This window comes from Yoonia tamlensis, assembly GCF_900115105.1.
GTDB lineage: Bacteria > Pseudomonadota > Alphaproteobacteria > Rhodobacterales > Rhodobacteraceae > Yoonia > Yoonia tamlensis.
The window spans coordinates 223,716-238,110 of sequence record NZ_FOYP01000001.1 but is presented as its reverse complement, the minus strand read 5'-3'; the positions used below and the strand labels follow the sequence as shown (position 1 = coordinate 238,110).

The 14,395-nt window shown below is 57.8% G+C and carries 12 protein-coding genes; 11 read left to right on the top strand and 1 reads right to left on the bottom strand.

Features of this window, described 5'->3' with window-relative positions; genetic code table 11:
• Nucleotides 1-170 precede the first annotated feature (170 nt).
• The 9 genes from BM320_RS01220 (at nt 171) to ettA (ending at nt 12,324) form a co-directional block, all read left to right on the top strand.
• Entirely contained in the window at nt 171-1,523 is a 1,353-nt protein-coding gene (locus tag BM320_RS01220; protein WP_090195394.1) for a xanthine dehydrogenase small subunit, read from the top strand.
• Complete coding sequence (gene xdhB, locus BM320_RS01215) at nt 1,520-3,820, top strand: xanthine dehydrogenase molybdopterin binding subunit (protein WP_090195391.1); 2,301 nt, start codon at nt 1,520-1,522, stop codon at nt 3,818-3,820. Before BM320_RS01220 ends, xdhB begins: the two co-directional genes overlap by 4 nt.
• A complete protein-coding gene (gene xdhC, locus BM320_RS01210) occupies nt 3,817-4,554 on the top strand; it encodes a xanthine dehydrogenase accessory protein XdhC (RefSeq protein ID WP_090195388.1) in 738 nt (245 codons plus the stop codon). The genes xdhB and xdhC overlap by 4 nt, the downstream gene beginning before the upstream one ends.
• The gene (locus BM320_RS01205; protein ID WP_090195385.1) at nt 4,551-6,074 is read left to right on the top strand and encodes an ABC transporter ATP-binding protein; all 1,524 of its coding nucleotides are present in this window, start codon (nt 4,551-4,553) and stop codon (nt 6,072-6,074) included. The genes xdhC and BM320_RS01205 overlap by 4 nt, the downstream gene beginning before the upstream one ends.
• Complete coding sequence (locus tag BM320_RS01200) at nt 6,061-7,140, top strand: ABC transporter permease (RefSeq protein WP_090195382.1); 1,080 nt, start codon at nt 6,061-6,063, stop codon at nt 7,138-7,140. Before BM320_RS01205 ends, BM320_RS01200 begins: the two co-directional genes overlap by 14 nt.
• Nucleotides 7,140-8,054, top strand: coding sequence for an ABC transporter permease (locus tag BM320_RS01195; protein WP_090195379.1), 915 nt, complete (start codon nt 7,140-7,142; stop codon nt 8,052-8,054). The genes BM320_RS01200 and BM320_RS01195 overlap by 1 nt, the downstream gene beginning before the upstream one ends.
• Nucleotides 8,055-8,077: 23 nt before the next feature.
• Nucleotides 8,078-9,151: a BMP family ABC transporter substrate-binding protein gene (locus tag BM320_RS01190; protein WP_090195377.1), complete on the top strand. Its 1,074-nt coding sequence runs from the start codon at nt 8,078-8,080 to the stop codon at nt 9,149-9,151.
• 122 nt (nt 9,152-9,273) lie between these two features.
• A complete protein-coding gene (locus BM320_RS01185) occupies nt 9,274-10,599 on the top strand; it encodes a KAP family P-loop NTPase fold protein (protein ID WP_090195374.1) in 1,326 nt (441 codons plus the stop codon).
• Nucleotides 10,600-10,668: 69 nt separating this feature from the next.
• Entirely contained in the window at nt 10,669-12,324 is a 1,656-nt protein-coding gene (gene ettA, locus BM320_RS01180) for an energy-dependent translational throttle protein EttA (protein WP_090195371.1), read from the top strand.
• Nucleotides 12,325-12,967: 643 nt separating this feature from the next.
• Here the strand turns inward: ettA and BM320_RS01170 are convergent.
• Nucleotides 12,968-13,363 (bottom strand): BrnA antitoxin family protein, encoded by a 396-nt coding sequence (locus BM320_RS01170; RefSeq protein ID WP_242650926.1) that lies wholly within the window; start codon nt 13,361-13,363, stop codon nt 12,968-12,970.
• Between the two features lie 274 nt (nt 13,364-13,637).
• Here BM320_RS01170 and BM320_RS01165 point away from each other — a divergent pair, with 274 nt between their 5' ends.
• The gene (locus tag BM320_RS01165) at nt 13,638-13,844 is read left to right on the top strand and encodes a cold-shock protein (RefSeq protein WP_090195363.1); all 207 of its coding nucleotides are present in this window, start codon (nt 13,638-13,640) and stop codon (nt 13,842-13,844) included.
• Nucleotides 13,845-14,088: 244 nt separating this feature from the next.
• Nucleotides 14,089-14,298, top strand: coding sequence for a cold-shock protein (locus BM320_RS01160; RefSeq protein WP_090200214.1), 210 nt, complete (start codon nt 14,089-14,091; stop codon nt 14,296-14,298).
• Nucleotides 14,299-14,395 lie beyond the last annotated feature (97 nt).

The window sequence follows — 14,395 nt, the reverse complement described above, 5'->3', positions numbered from 1 at the left end:
CCTGTTTGCGCACAATAATTAGGCACACCCCCACAAAAGCGGCAATTTGCGCCAAAACTTTGCTTGCCAAAACGCCACAGCGCCGCTTTGATGGGTTCAATCGCCAACGCGTCTACGCCGCATCGACGTATTGGGCCGAATGAACTTTGGTAAGGCGGCAGGTTTACACTATGGATGTCACGTTTCTTCTGAACGGGGAAACCGTGCAGATTGATGCGGTGCCAACGCAGACCCTGCTTGACTGGTTGCGTGTAGAACGCGGACTTAACGGTACAAAAGAAGGCTGCAATGAAGGCGACTGCGGCGCCTGTTCGGTGATCGTGCGCGACGAAGGCGGCGACAAGGCCCTGAACGCCTGCATTCTGTTCATGCCCCAGCTGCACGGCAAAACCGTGCGCACGGTTGAAGGCATCAGCGGCCCCGACGGTCAATTGCACCCCGTCCAAGAGGCGATGATCACTCACCACGGTTCACAATGCGGGTTCTGCACACCAGGATTCATTGCATCCATGGCAGCAGGCCACGCCCAAGGCCGCACCGACCACGACGATGTGCTGGCGGGCAACCTGTGCCGCTGCACCGGATACGCGCCGATCATCCGCGCCGCGAAAGCCGCCGAAGCGCAGCCCGTGCCGACATGGTTGAACGATCCGCTGCCCGCGGTCACGCCCGCCCCCTACGCGCCGCAATCGCTTGATGAACTGGCCTCATGGTATGCGGCCAACCCTGATGCGACCCTGATCGCGGGGGCCACGGATGTGGGGCTTTGGGTGACGAAACAATTGCGCGACCTGCCCGATGTGGCCTTTTTGAACCGTTGTGCGGAACTGCGCGCAGTCGATATTGCCGATGACATCCACATTGGTGCGGCGGTGACAATGACCGAAGTTTTGGCGCTGGCCCGCACCCACCACCCGCATTGGGCCGATATGATCCGCCGCTACGGTTCTGAGCAGGTGCGCAACGCGGCCACCATCGGCGGCAATATCGCCAACGGATCCCCCATCGGGGACAACCCGCCCGCTTTGATCGCGATGGGGGCCACGTTGCACTTGCGCCATGGGGATACGACACGCGACATGCCCATCGAAGATTTCTTTATCGCCTATGGCAACCAAGACCGCGCAGCCGGCGAATTGGTCACAGGCGTGACGATCCCGAAATCCGCGCCCGACCTGCGTTGCTACAAGATTTCCAAACGGTTTGATCAGGATATTTCCGCCGTTTGCGGCTGTTTCAATATCACGGTCAGCGGTGGCACCGTCACCGCCGCGCGCATTGCCTTTGGCGGCATGGCGGGCACACCGCACCGCGCCACGCACGTTGAAACCGCGCTGATTGGTCAGCCGTGGACACAAGCAACCATCGACGCGGCCGCATCTGCATTTGCCCAAGATTACACGCCGATGTCGGATATGCGCGCCTCTGCCGCTTACCGGCTTGAGATCGCGCAAAACCTGCTGCGCCGCTATTTCGCCGACAGCAATGGACAGGCCACCAATGTATTGGAGGTCACCCCATGAGCGTCGCAAAATCCCTGCCCCACGATGCCGCGAAACTACATGTCACCGGCACCGCCCGCTATATCGACGATATTCCGACGCCTGCGGGTGCGCTGCATCTGGCCTTTGGTACTTCGGAAATTGCGCGCGGCAGCTATACGATGAACCTTGATGCGGTACGTGCGGCAACCGGTGTTGTGGCGGTGCTGACGGCCGATGATCTGCCGTTTGAAAACGATGTCTCACCATCAATCCATGATGAGCCGCTTTTGGCGACTGGCACGGTGCATTATCTCGGCCAACCGTTGTTTCTGGTCGTCGCCGACAGCCACCTGAACGCGCGCAAGGCCGCGCGGCTGGGCAAGGTGGAATACTCCGAAGAAACCCCGATCCTGACGATTGAACAGGCGCTTGCCGCCAACAGCCGCTTTGAAGATGGCCCCGTGATCTGGACCAAGGGCGATGTGGATGCCGCCATCGCAAACGCCCCGCACCAGACGCGCGGCACGCTCAATATGGGCGGGCAAGAACATTTTTATCTCGAAGGCCAAGCCGCCGTTGCCCTACCGCAAGAAGGCGGCGATATGCTGGTGCATTCCTCCACCCAGCACCCGACCGAAATCCAGCATAAGGTCGCGGATGCCATCGGCGTGCCGATGCACGGCGTGCGGGTCGAAGTGCGACGCATGGGCGGCGGTTTTGGCGGCAAGGAAAGCCAAGGCAACGCGCTCGCCGTGGCCTGTGCGGTGGCGGCGCGTGCGCTGAACCGGCCTTGCAAAATGCGCTATGACCGTGACGATGATATGATGATCACCGGCAAGCGGCATGATTTCCGGATCGATTATGTTGCGGGCTATGATGACAGCGGCAAGCTAACAGGCGTTGATTTCACACAGATGACCCGCTGCGGCTGGGCGCTTGATCTGTCGCTGCCCGTGGCCGACCGCGCGATGCTGCATGCTGACAACGCCTATCACCTGCCCGCCGCGCGGATCACATCACACCGATTGAAAACCAACACCCAATCCGCCACCGCTTATCGCGGGTTTGGCGGGCCGCAGGGCGTGTTCGGGATTGAACGGGTGATGGATCATATCGCTGCCGATCTGGGAATTGATCCGCTGCTGGTGCGGCAACGCAATTACTATGCGCCGATGTCCGGTCAGGTGGATCAAGATCCACCCTACGTACAAACGACCCCTTATCACATGCCGGTCACCGATTTCATTTTGCATGAAATGACCGACCATTTGCTGGATAGCTCTGATTACGCCAATCGCCGCAAGGCCATCGCCGCATGGAACGCTGCCAACCCGATCCTGAAGAAAGGCATCGCGATCAGCCCCGTCAAATTCGGCATTTCATTCACCCTGTCGCACCTCAACCAGGCCGGCGCTTTGGTGCATGTCTATCAGGACGGCTCTGTGCATCTGAACCACGGCGGCACCGAAATGGGCCAAGGGCTGTTTCAAAAGGTGGCGCAGGTCGCGGCCAGCCGGTTCGGGATTGATGTCAGCGCCGTGAAAATCACCGCGACCGACACGGCCAAAGTACCCAATACATCCGCGACCGCCGCATCGTCCGGGTCCGACCTGAACGGCATGGCGGTCGCCGATGCCTGCGACACGATCCGCGGCCGTATCGCCGCTTGTTTGGCGGACCTCAACAACACAACACCGGATCAGGTGCAATTTGCTAATGGCCAAGTCACCGTTGCAGACCAAACGCTGAGCTTCGCACAGGCTGCCATGCATGCCTATGTCAACCGCGTCAGCCTTTCGGCCACGGGTTTCTATAAAACGCCGGGCCTGAAATGGGACCGCGTCAAAGGCACAGGCACCCCGTTTTTCTATTTCGCCCAAGGGGTCGCGGTGACCGAGGTGGTCATCGACACGCTCACCGGTGAAAACCGCATCTTGCGCACCGATATCTTGCATGACGCAGGCGCATCGCTGAACCCGATCATCGATATCGGGCAGGTCGAAGGCGGCTATGTCCAAGGTGCGGGCTGGCTGACGACCGAGGAACTGGTCTGGGACGACAAGGGCCGGCTGCGCACCCACGCGCCATCGACCTATAAAATCCCTGCCTGTTCCGACCGGCCCGATATTTTCAACGTCGCGCTCTGGGACGCGCCGAACCCCGCGCAGACGATCTATCGCTCCAAAGCCGTGGGCGAGCCGCCGTTTATGCTGGGCATCTCGGCATTCTTGGCCTTGGCCGATGCGGTTAGCGCCTGCGGGCCAAACTACGGCGATCTACAGGCCCCCGCCACCGCCGAAGAAATCCTGCGCGCTGTGGGGCGCACCCGCGCATGATGGGGATCCGCATCACCATCACCAAGACCGCCGGATCGTCACCGCGTGACGCTGGTACGCAGATGATGGTCTGGGCGGACCGGACCGAAGGCACAATTGGCGGCGGGCGGCTTGAATTTGACGCCATCGCACAGGCGCGCACGATGCTGCGAAACGGCACGGCAGAGATGCAGCAAACCATCGCGCTTGGTCCCAATCTGGGTCAATGCTGCGGCGGGTCGGTGTCATTGCGCTGGGAAATCGCCGAAGCCGTCAGCGCGTGCCAAACCCGCCCGCTATGGATTTATGGCGCGGGCCATGTCGGGCGCGCAATTGTCAACGTCATGGCACCCCTGCCCGGTTTTGCGATCACTTGGGTCGACACAGCCGCCGACCGATTTCCGCCAACCGAGATCACAACGCTTGTCGCCAGCACCCCCGCCGATGCTGTCAAACACGCACCGCCAAACGCCGATCACCTGATCCTGACCTATAGCCACGATATGGACCTTGCGCTGTGTCACGCGATTCTTTCGCGCGATTTTCACAGCGCGGGGCTCATCGGATCGGCCACCAAATGGGCGCGCTTTCAATCACGGCTCGCCGCTTTGGGGCATACGCGCGCGCAGATATCGCGCATCGCGTGTCCAATCGGTGATCCGTCACTGGGCAAACACCCTGCGGCCCTTGCGCTTGGCGTGGCAACCGCGATGATCAGCGACCAGAAACACCGGACCAAGGACCGTATCGCATGACCCAGCCCCTGCTTGCCCTCTCCGGATTAACCAAAGCCTATCCCGGCGTTGTCGCCAACAAGGACGTGTCTTTCAATATCATGCCGGGCGAGGTCCACGCGCTGCTTGGCGAAAACGGCGCAGGTAAATCGACATTGGTCAAAACCATCTACGGGCTGGTCAAACCCGATAGCGGCACGATGATGCTGAACGGCGCGCCCTTTACACCCGCCGAACCGCGCGCGGCGCGCGCATCGGGCGTGGCGATGGTGTTCCAGCATTTTTCGCTGTTTGACGCGATGAATGTTGCCGAAAACATCGCACTGGGCATGGAAAACCCGCCACCCCAACGCGAAATCGCGGCACAGGTGCGTGCGGTATCGGATCAATACGGGCTTCCCTTGGATCCGTCGCGGATCGTGGGCGAACTTTCGGCAGGTGAACGCCAGCGGGTCGAGATTATCCGCTGCCTGCTGCAAGACCCCAAACTGCTGATCATGGACGAACCGACATCAGTGCTGACCCCGCAAGAGGTCGACATCCTATTCAAGACGCTGCGCAAGCTGAGCGCCGAGGGCACGGCGATCCTGTATATTTCCCACAAGCTCGAAGAAATCCGCGCGCTTTGTGAAAACGCCACCGTGCTGCGGCTGGGGCAAGTGGTCGGTGACTGCGACCCGCGCACCACCAGCGCGCGCGATATGGCCGAACTCATGGTCGGCACGGCACTACATGTGCCAGAACGTGCCGCACGCCCTGCCGGCGACACTGTGCTGTCACTCAAAAACCTGTCCGCCAAGGCCCCGCATCAATTTGGCACCGCCCTGCGCGACATCACAATCGATGTCCAAAAGGGCGAGGTTCTGGGCATCGGCGGGGTTGCGGGCAACGGCCAAGACGAATTGGTCGCGGCCCTGTCGGGCGAAATGCGCACCGCTGCGGGTATGATCACCTATCTGGGCGAAAACATCGGCCATCTGGGGCCAAACCCGCGCCGTAAAATCGGCCTGCTGACCGCCCCCGAAGAACGCATGGGCCACGCCGCCGCGCCTGATATGTCGCTGGTTGAAAACGCGGTGCTGACGGCCACCACCCGCAAAGAACTGTCCAACAACGGCTTCCTCAATTGGCGCAAAGCGCGCACATTTGCCGAGGATGTGATCACCGCATTCGACGTGCGCACGCCGGGGCCGAATAACGCCGCACGGTCGCTATCGGGCGGGAACCTGCAGAAATTCGTGATCGGCCGTGAAATCATGCAAGACCCCGATGTTCTGGTCGTGAACCAGCCGACATGGGGCGTTGATGCCTCTGCCGCCGCCGCAATCCGGCAAGCACTGCTTGATCTGGCGGCCAAAGGCACCGCCGTTATTTGTATTTCACAAGATCTGGACGAGTTGATGGAAATTTCAGACCGCTTTGCAGCGTTGAACGAAGGGCGGCTTTCGGCCCCGCGCCCCGCCCAAGGGCTGACGGTCGAGGAAATCGGCCTCATGCTTGGCGGCGCGCATGATATGGAGGTCGCCCATGTTGATGCTTGAAAAACGCCCCCAACCGTCAAAGGCGTGGACATTGGCCGCGCCATTGCTGGCGGTGGTCCTGACGATGATCTGCGGCGGCTTGCTGTTTGCGGCCTTGGGCAAGGCCCCTGTGGAAACCATCCGCACGATTTTCTTTGATCCGCTGTTTTCCGAATTCGCATGGTTCTACCGCCCGCAACTGCTGATCAAAGGCGCGCCGCTGGCACTGATCGCCATCGGGCTGTCATTCGGGTTCCGCGCTGGCATCTGGAACATCGGCGCCGAAGGCCAATATATCGTCGGCGCAATCTGTGGCGCGGCTGTCGGCCTTGCTTTCTACCCCACAGAATCATTCCTGATCTTTCCGCTGATGGTCATCGCAGGCATCTTGGGCGGTGTGGTCTGGGCAATGATCCCCGGTATCCTCAAGGTCAAGTTCGGCACGAATGAAATTCTAGTGTCTTTGATGCTGGTCTATGTGGCTGAACAATTGCTGGCCTCCATGGCGCTAGGCACTTTGCGCAATCCCGAAGGCATGGGCTTTCCCGGATCACGCAACCTTGCCAAATACGACAGCGCGAGCAGCTGGATTTCCGAAAATGCAGGCATGCACTGGGGCGTGGTAGCGGCCTTTATCGCGGTGATCTTTGCCTATGTGATCCTGTCACGGCACCAATTCGGGTTTAACGTGCGCCTTGCAGGGCAAAGCCCCCGCGCGGCCCGCTTTGCAGGCGTGAACCCGAAACTTCTGGTGCTGGTCTGCATGGGGATTTCCGGCGGGCTTGCGGGCGCTGCGGGCCTGTTCGAAGTCGCAGGCCCCGCTGGCCAAATCAGCATTGATTTCAACGTGGGCTACGGCTTCACCGCAATTATCGTGGCCTTCCTCGGGCGGCTCCACCCTATTGGTATTCTGCTGGCTGCCGGCCTCATGGCGCTGACATACATCGGCGGCGAAATCGCGCAGTCTAACCTTGGGCTACCCGGTGCCGCGATCCAATTGATGCAAGGGATGCTCCTGTTCTTCTTGCTGATGGTGGATGTGCTCACAAATTACCGCCTGCGGTTCGGCAAAGGGGCAACTGTCTAATGGATCTTTCAGCAATCAATCCTATCCTGCTTCTTGCCTCGCTTATGGTGGCAGCCACCCCAATCATCTTGGCCGCTGTGGGTGAACTTGTCGTTGAACGCGCAGGGGTTCTTAACCTTGGTGTCGAAGGCATGATGATCACCGGCGCTGTCTGCGGGTTTATCGTGGCGGTGAATACCGGATCGCCCCTTCTTGGCTTTATCGGGGCGGCCATTGGCGGCGCGGTTTTGTCAATGCTGTTCGGGTTCCTGACGCAATTCTTACTATCGAACCAAGTCGCCACGGGCCTTGCGCTCACGCTGTTCGGGCTGGGGCTGTCGGCGCTGATGGGGCAAAGCTATATCGGAATCAAAGCACCGGAATTCCCCGACTGGCATATCCCTGTCTTGGGCGACATTCCGGTGATCGGGCCGATCGTGTTCCAGCATGACCCGATGGTCTATGTGGGCCTTGCGATTGTGGTCGCCGTTTGGGCATTCCTGAAATTCAGCCGCGCTGGGCTGATCCTGCGCGCGGTCGGTGAAAACCACGAAGCGGCGCACGCGCTGGGCTATCATGTGATCCGCGTGCGGATGCTGGCGATCATGTTCGGCGGGGCCTGTGCGGGGCTTGGCGGGGCGTATCTGTCACTGGTGCGCGTGCCACAATGGACCGAAGGCATGACCGCAGGCGCGGGCTGGATTGCGCTCGCGATTGTGGTCTTTGCCAGCTGGAAACCGATGCGGCTTTTGCTGGGTGCTTATTTATTTGGCGGGGTGACTGTTTTACAGCTAAACTTGCAAGCAGCGGGGATGGCGATCCCTGTCGAATATCTTTCCATGTCGCCCTATCTGGCAACCATCGCCGTTCTGGTTATTATGCGGGCTGGGCGCGCGCCAGGTTCACTGGGCCAATCATTTCACGCCTCACGTTGAGGCACACCACCAAGGGGAAATCCATGACACTAAAATCAATTCTGGCAGGGGCAACAATTGCCGCAAGCCTTTCCACCACAGCATTTGCGGACGACCCGACCAAGGTCGGCTTTATCTATGTTGGCCCCGTCGGTGATGGCGGCTGGACATACGAGCACGACCAAGGCCGTTTGGCCGTTCAGGAACACTTTGGCGACGCCGTTGAAACCGTGTTTGTCGAAAGCGTCCCCGAAGGTGCGGACGCAGAACGCGTGATGCAGCAGATGGCGCTTGGCGGTGCCGACCTGATCTTTACAACATCGTTCGGCTATATGGACCCGACCATCAACGTGGCGGAGAAATTCCCTGACGTGATGTTCGAACACGCAACAGGCTACAAGCAAGCCGACAATGTATCCGTCTATTCTGCGCGCTTCTACGAAGGTCGCGCCGTTCAAGGCCACATCGCGGGCCACATGACCGAAAGCAACGTGATCGGCTATATCGGATCCTTCCCGATCCCCGAAGTGATCCGCGGGATCAACGCGGCCTATATTCACGCACGCGCCGTGAACCCTGATGTCGAATTCAAAATCGTCTGGGCCTACACATGGTTTGACCCCGCAAAAGAAGCCGAAGCCGCCAACGTTCTGATCGAACAAGGCGCGGACGTGATCCTGCAGCACACCGATTCAACAGCACCACAAGCCGCCGCACAGGCAGCCGGCAATGTTGTGACATTCGGTCAGGCGTCAGACATGGCTGAATTCGGCCCGTTCCCACGCGTGTCATCCATCATCGACAACTGGGGCCCCTACTATATCGCCCGCACCCAAGCCGTTATTGACGGCACATGGGTCAGCACCAACACTTGGGACGGTATCGGCGCTGGCATGGTTGGGATCGGTGAAATCTCTGACGCGGTGCCCGCTGACGTGAAAGCATCTGCCGAAGCCCTGCGCGATAGTCTCGCATCCGGCGAATACCACGCCTTTACAGGTCCGCTGAACAAACAAGACGGCTCTGTCTGGCTGGCCGAAGGCGAAGTGGCCGACGACGGCACATTGGCAGGCATGAACTTCTATGTCGAAGGCCTGACCGGCGACATCCCGCAATAGGCGGCAAAACATAACACCGGAAAGCCCCGCAATTTGCGGGGCTTTTTTCGTATTGACGAGGGAATGATCCGCACACAACCTGTTGGGGTATAGCTTCACTCATTTTTCCAAAGGCCGATCATTTGAAACTCACAATCCCCGAACCCAAAATAACGCTCTACAAGGACGGGTTGAACGATCACGACAAACTTGATCGCAAACCAATGGCGACCAAACTGTCAAACTTGGTTGAACGCATCGACGACCCGCTCGTCATCGCGCTTGATGGCGGCTGGGGCAGCGGCAAATCCGTGTTTCTGAAATGCTGGGTAGGTGAGCACCTGAAAACCCACCCAAACAAGGCGACCACGCTCTACTTCGACGCCTTTGAACACGATTATCTGGACGATCCGCTGATTGCCCTGACAGGGGCGCTGGCGGAGAGGTTGGAGGACGAAGACACAACGCACGCCCTATTACAAACGCTACGCCAAGCTGCATTTAAGCTGTTACCCATGGCTGCACGACTAGGCGCAGCGGCGCTAACTTCTGGTGTTTCAACGATTGCGGAGCCTGCTGTCACCGCCATCGTCGAACAGGCAACCGACAACGTCGAAGACGCCGCCAAGGCCTATTGGAAACGTGAAGACGGACGCCGCGCCGCAATGGAAGAGTTCCGCGACGCGTTAACAGCTCTGACCAAACCAGACGAAAATAACGCGCCAATACAAAAACTCGTCATCGTCATCGACGAACTCGACCGCTGCCGCCCCGATTACGCGCTACAAATGCTCGAAGTCATCAAACACTTCTTCGCCACCCCCGGCGTCCACTTTGTGCTGGGCACCAACATGCAAGAGCTCGCAAACAGCGTGCGCGCGCGGTACGGGGCAGGGATAGATGCGGAGAGGTATCTGCATAAGTTTGTGCAGATCACGATGCCGATGCGCCAGCCAAGAACAGGCGCTGTAGATACAACACGTCATTTCGTAGACGTCGCAACCGCGTTGGGGCTTAGTTCGGGCATCGTTCGCCTTTACGAGAGATATCTTATGATGGTTGGCGATCATAATCCAGTCACGCTTAGAGATGTCGAGCGGCTTGGAACTCTACTAGCAGTGACACCGATAAATTACTCGAAAGAAAACTACTACACTGAGATAGTTGCGGGCTTCGTTATAATTCAAGTGTTGAAGCCTGAATGGATCAAGCTAGCAAGGAAGGGCGCTCTTACGCACAAAAATATGTGTGAACTATTTAATTGGCAGGGGTCACTTTCTACTGGCACTCACGGATCAACTCTTGACTGGATTTGGCGTGTCACTCTCTCGGACAAAGACCAGAGCCTAAATTGGGCTGACGTAAATCGCAAAGTTGGAGACGTATTTCTTAAATTCATAGAAGCCAACCCCAACTACCTCCCCAACATCATCGCCGAATCCCTCGACGCTTTCGAACTCCCCGATTAACCCCTCCCCTTGCTTACATCGCGCACTCCTTTTAAGTGGGGACAAGCTTGATCAAAAGGAACCGCCCATATGGCCAGCAATCAATTTGTCTATTTCATGGACGGCGTGTCCAAAACCTATCCCGGCGGGAAAAAGGTCTTTGAAAACATCCGTCTGAACTTCCTCCCCGGCGTAAAAATCGGTGTGGTCGGTGTGAACGGCACCGGTAAATCGACCCTGATGCGGATCATGGCCGGACAGGACAAGGATTTCGCAGGCGAAGCATGGGCGGCCGAAGGCGCGCGCGTGGGCTACCTGCCGCAAGAACCCGAGCTTGATGCGAACCTGACCGTGCGTGAAAACGTGATGCTGGGCGTCGCCGACAAAAAGGCGATCCTTGACCGCTATAACGAAGTCGCGATGAACTATTCCGAAGAAACCGCCGATGAAATGGCGCAGCTTCAAGACCAGATCGACGCGCAAAACCTGTGGGATCTCGACGCGCAAATCGATATTTCGATGGAGGCGCTGCGCTGTCCGCCCGATGATGCCGATGTCACCACGCTTTCGGGCGGTGAAAAACGCCGCGTGGCGCTGTGCAAGCTGCTGCTTGATGCGCCAGACATGCTGCTTCTGGATGAGCCGACCAACCACTTGGACGCGGAAACCATCGCGTGGCTGCAACAGCACCTGATTGATTACAAAGGCACAATCCTGATCGTCACCCACGACCGGTATTTCCTTGATGCGATCACGGGCTGGATTTTGGAACTCGACCGCGGGTCGGGCATCCCGCACGAAGGCAACTATTCCAGCTGGCTTGAAGCCAAGGCAAAACGGCTTGAGCGCGAAGCGAAAGACGACAAATCCAAACAACGCACGTTGCAGCGCGAATTGGACTGGATGCGCCAAGGCGCCAAAGCCCGCCAAGCCAAATCAAAGGCGCGGATCGCGTCCTATAACGAAATGGCCAACCAGTCTGAAAAAGAAAAAATCGGCCGCGCGCAGATCATCATCCCCAACGGCCCACGCTTGGGCAATAAGGTGATCGAGGTCGAAAACCTGAAAAAGGCCATGGGTGACAAACTGCTGGTCGAAAACCTGTCGTTTGACCTGCCACCGGGCGGCATTGTCGGTGTGATCGGCCCCAACGGCGCGGGTAAATCCACGCTTTTCGGGATGCTGACCGGACAAATCCAACCCGACGAAGGGTCGGTCACATTCGGCGACACCGTGAAACTGTCCTACGTCGATCAGTCACGCGATGCGCTCGCAGCTGACGTCACCGTCTGGGAAGAAATCAGCGGCGGTGCCGAGATTATCGAACTTGGCGATGCGTCCATGAACAGCCGCGCCTACTGCTCGGCGTTCAATTTCAAAGGCGGCGACCAGCAGAAAAAGGTTGGCCTACTGTCCGGCGGTGAACGCAACCGCGTGCATATGGCGAAGCTGCTCAAATCCGGCGGCAACGTGCTGCTGCTTGACGAACCTACCAACGACCTCGACGTCGAAACGCTGCGCGCTCTCGAAGACGCGCTCGTCGATTTCGCAGGCTGCGCCGTGGTGATCTCGCACGACCGCTTCTTCCTCGACCGGATCTGCACACATATCCTCGCATTCGAGGGCGACGCCCACGTCGAATGGTTCCAAGGCGCGTTTTCCGACTACGAAGAAGACAAAAAATCACGCCTCGGCGCCGATGCGCTGGAACCAAAACGGATGAAGCATAAGAAATTCGTGCGTTAAACTTCGGATTTCCGCGCAATCCGACGGGTGCGCGAAAGCGAATGCACAGCAATTACGGGCGCACAGCGTGAAATGAAAAGGGTGGTCTTCGGGCCGCCCTTTTGCCTATTGGAGAAGAATCCTACGCAGTTCGGCTTGCGACAGGTGACGTTCGTGAAAATACTTCAATTTCAGCTATGCGGACAAAACAGGCTCTCAAGTTTCGTTAACAGCAGCCCACTTAAGTTCACTATGTCGCCATCTGTGAATGAGGCCAAATGATTGAACGTCTTCGCGAAGGACCAATTGATCCAATGCGAGGTTGATATACTCTTCTGAGGGAATTTCCTTGTCCCTAAAGGTGGTTGCTATTAGCATCGCGACCTTTGTCTGACGCTTTCGATGAACCAAAGCGTCGTAGAACTCACTTTCTATTCGTATGACTTGGAGGTTGTCTTGCATCATCCAGCCCTTCAATAGAATGCACGTCGGAATTTATGGAGTGCGATGGTGATGGTCAATAAGGTTTCACAGTTGACATTCCCTACAATCACTTTGCACCACCAAACACCCAAGGGCAGCCCCTGACCCTGGGTGGGGGTGAAGCCCCCTCCCGTGGGGAGGGTCGGGGGCTGCCCGACCTATCAGTCGGGCAAGCTTTGTCCTACTCCACATCCGCGCCAAAACCCTTGATCCGCGCGCCGCGCGCTTCGTCTTCGCGGTCTTGGGTGGTCAGGATTTTCATCTGGGCATAGATCGCTTCTTCCATCCGTAGGGCCTCGCCGATTTTCATATTGGCCCAGAGCCCCAATATCCGGCTGATCCGCGCCTGATACCCCGTTCCCATCGCGCGGTAGAATTTCGCGACGCTTGCGTCCAGCCGCAGGGTGATCTTCACTTTGGGTTCTTCCACGTCCAGATCATGTTCCAGCGTGTGCCACGCCAGCGGCACCTTATCGCGCAACTCCAGCGACAGATCGGTCTGGTCGATGTTTTCCTCATACAGATAGCGCATCATTTTCTGACGAGCGATCCGTTCGGCTTTGGTCATGCGGCGCATCGGTATCTCCTTGCCTGACAGCATGACAAAAGCGAATGGAAATACCCCAAATCAACCGTGCGTTGGGGTCCGACGCATGGCCGACAAATTGCCGACGCGATGCCGACACGTCGATTTTACTTGATTTATTGGGCGCAAAGCTCCACATGGGATTGGCAGACGTTATCCAACTCGACCACTGTTTTCCTATCCGGCTACAGTCTTTCGATATTGCACTGACTAAGCCAAGCTGTCGCAATTCTGCGGATGGCATTGATAAATAAAGGAAAACACGATGGCTACTGGCACCGTGAAATGGTTCAACACAACTAAAGGCTTCGGCTTTATCGCTCCTGATGGCGGCTCTAAGGACGTATTCGTCCACATCTCCGCTGTTGAGCGTTCAGGCCTGACAGGTCTGCGCGATGATCAAAAAGTAACTTTTGACATCGAAGCCGGCCGCGACGGTCGCGAATCAGCGGTTAACCTCGCACTCGCATAAGCGATTTTCAGAATTTTGTGGCACGCGGTTTTACGCGTGCCACAGCCTGTGCACGCAGTTTTATGCAGCGCACAAACCGACTTACCCAAAAATGTTGATTTTGTCGCGCAACCTGCCATGATTGGCGCGCGACGTTAAATAATCGACCACTGTCTCCCCTTTCGGCCCAGTCAATCGATCAAACTTTGACTGCGCCAAACCGCTGCAGTTCCGCGAGCGGATGATATTGAAGGAAGACACAGACATGGCTTCAGGCACTGTCAAATGGTTCAACACCACTAAAGGTTACGGCTTTATTGCACCCGATGGCGGCGCAAAAGACGTATTTGTTCATATTTCAGCGGTCGAACGGTCGGGTTTGACCGGTCTGCGCGACGATCAAAAAGTGAATTTCGACATCGAAGCGGGTCGTGACGGGCGTGAAAGCGCCGTGAACCTGACCCTCGCTGACTAAACCGCATTAGATCAAGATTGGCGCCGCCCGCGTTGCGGCGCCCATGCACACAACGATTTTGCGTTGCTGCCGGTATTATTGTGAACCGGCAAACAAA